The organism is Pseudomonas sp. KCJK9000, from assembly GCF_046230725.1.
In the GTDB taxonomy this organism is placed as follows: Bacteria; Pseudomonadota; Gammaproteobacteria; order Pseudomonadales; family Pseudomonadaceae; genus Aquipseudomonas; species Aquipseudomonas promysalinigenes.
In genome coordinates, this window is sequence record NZ_JBJJLN010000124.1 from 1 (window position 1) to 1825 (window position 1825).

General features: G+C 44.7%; 2 protein-coding genes. One reads left to right on the forward strand and one right to left on the reverse strand.

Annotated features, from left to right (window positions below; all coding sequences use genetic code 11):
- The coding region (locus tag ACK59H_RS22875) for a nucleotidyltransferase family protein (RefSeq protein ID WP_409264982.1) at nt 1–233 on the reverse strand (233 nt) is incomplete at its 3' end.
- 429 nt (nt 234–662) lie between these two features.
- On the opposite strand from ACK59H_RS22875, the gene ACK59H_RS22880 reads away from it, so the two are divergent.
- Nucleotides 663–1769 (forward strand): zinc chelation protein SecC, encoded by a 1107-nt coding sequence (locus tag ACK59H_RS22880; protein ID WP_155500269.1) that lies wholly within the window; start codon nt 663–665, stop codon nt 1767–1769.
- The last annotated feature ends 56 nt before the right edge of the window (nt 1770–1825 follow it).

Here is a 1825-nt window from a genome sequence, read left to right on the forward strand (position 1 = left end):
GTCTTGACGTCTACTGCTACCCCTAGCACCTCAGATAACTCTTCACACAATCTACCGATCGTTATGAGGGTGCAGCGCCCAGCTCCACGCTCGACCAAGACATCAAGATCAGACCCCTCATGATCCTCACCCCGCACCACTGAGCCGTATATTTTTGGATTGCTAAACCCATGCTTATCAACTATTAATCTGATAATAGCATGCTTGTCTTTAATAGCATCCGAAGGTCTCATGGCAAATTTCCTCCATCGCGGACAGGTTATTACTACCACGTCTCCAAGAAAATTTCAACTCCGCGACGGGATGGCTTGACGACTATTAAATTGATAGCTAGATATTGAGCATGTACGATATTACACTGCTGGATTATCGAACATCAACGATGTGCTTGCGCTCGCGAAGACCAGCAACGGCATCATTACTACACGTAGCGGAGGGCTAATTTCGACAAGAGGCACAGAAGTAAATTTTATATTGAGCCACTCTAGTGTTTGACTCATGAGCTTTTAAATAAAATTGTCTAGGGCACTATTTTTTCTGGCATTAGAATATCCACGCTCAGCACACAACCGAACTGTATTGGACAGCATATTATGTTACCACCTCATCCATCGCTATCAGCACCGTTCCTAAAGCCAAAGGGCATATACCCAGTTGAAAATATGCCCCCCTACGACCCTTGTTGGTGCGGCTCAGATAAAAAGTGGAAGTGGTGTCACAAAGACCGTGAAAAGCGTACCCCTATAAAAATTGGCCGACTGCTGTATGAAATGCGCGAAAAGTACTCACTAGGGTATTGCTGCCATCCAGATGCGGGAACTCATTCTTGCAGCCAGAAAATTATTCGTGCTCATACGATCCAGCGCAAAGGAGGCTTAGCTGAAGTTGCGGAAGACGGTCACGTGATGTCTGTTAAGGCTGGCGTCGAAGCGATTTTTGACAATGAAGGCCGAATTGACCCTATACTGGATGGTGTTCGTGGAGCATCTACCTTTAACGGCTTTTGCAATCATCATGACACGACACTTTTCCGCCCCATAGAGAACTGTAGTTCGTCATTATCAGCCGAAAGCATTTTTCTTTTAGCGTTTCGTGCCATTGCATATGAACTCTATACCAAGAGAGCTGCATTGCAAGCGGTGCCGATTCAACAACAGATGGATTTTGGTGCCCCTTTCGAAATACAAGCCGCAATTCAACAACACCTACACTATAATGCTGTAGGTATGAAACGAGGCCTGGCTGAATTAGAGTCCCTTAAAAATTGCTATGACAGTGCTTATCACCGGAAAGATTTTTCAGACTTTTCTGTTTACGCAGTCGAATTCTCGAAAATTCTTCCAGTAGTCGCAAGTGGAGCTTTCTATCCTGAAGTAGACTTTTATGGAAATCAACTGCAGAAACTTGGAAGAGGTAGTGCAGAGTTTCAGCAGATTGCATTCAATCTCACTACATTAAATGGAACAACGGTCGCAGCCTTTGGCTGGTTGGGAAGAAAAGATGGGCCGCCGGCGGCATTTGTCGAATCCTTTAAAAATCTATCTGACTCGGAAAAATCAACTGCAGTGATACAGCTTGCATTCGAACAGCTTGAAAACACTTACATGCGCCCTTCTTGGTGGTTAGGACTTCCTGAGGAATGGCGTAATTATGCGATATTAAAAATTAAATCTGGTACAGGTTTGGCTGGCATACGAGGGGTTGAAGCGCTATCAAGTCGACCATATCAATTTTCTGAGGTAGGCATACGCTCTGACTTTTATTCATGACGCTCAAAACCTCAACCTCAAACACGGAAACTCCGTAAAACTGAATTCACCTTCCG

Excerpts from the sequence above, each read along its gene's own strand:
- ACK59H_RS22880 (WP_155500269.1), top strand. The coding sequence starts at position 663 with ATGCCCCCCTACGACCCTTGTTGGTGCGGCTCAGATAAAAAGTGGAAG.